This window comes from Pseudoalteromonas sp. S1650 (assembly GCF_005887195.1).
GTDB lineage: Bacteria > Pseudomonadota > Gammaproteobacteria > Enterobacterales > Alteromonadaceae > Pseudoalteromonas > Pseudoalteromonas simplex.
In genome coordinates, this window is the sequence record NZ_PNDF01000121.1 from 1 (window position 1) to 478 (window position 478).

The following is a 478-nucleotide window of genomic DNA, read 5'->3' on the forward strand; positions in this document are numbered from 1 at the left end:
CTCAATTGCATGTGCTTTGTTACTGGTAGGTTGCTCGTCAACGGGAAAAATAGATTACATGGTAGCAGGCGTAGGCACTGAGAATGGGAATGCTATTTGGGGGCGCTCAGTGGTATTTGATGATACATGGGGCATACCATCAGGGGCAGTTGAGTGTTGTTATGCTGAGGCTGGCGGTACAGTCAGTTTGTACGACCAAAAGTTCCCCGAAAAAGTGGCGATTGAATGGCTCGATAAATCAGAAAATAGAATTTATTACGGTGAAGTGGCCATAGATAAGGCTGGGTATAAATTAGCTAAAAACTTACCTAATTTTAGTTATTACACAGGTGAAGTTGAGGACGAGATTTTTCCCTACCTAATTATTGGTATGGGTGAGACCGGTGAAATAAAAGTGTGGATATCAAATACACCTTCAGCAGGGTTCACAGGCCGTGTATTACATGAACTTGGCTCTGGGCAAGCGCAATGGCGCGAG

General features: G+C 44.1%; 1 protein-coding gene. It reads left to right on the top strand.

What is annotated here, in order from left to right:
* Positions 1-4 precede the first annotated feature (4 nt).
* The coding region (locus tag CWB80_RS21735; protein WP_138686306.1) for a DUF2931 family protein at positions 5-478 on the top strand (474 nt) is incomplete at its 3' end.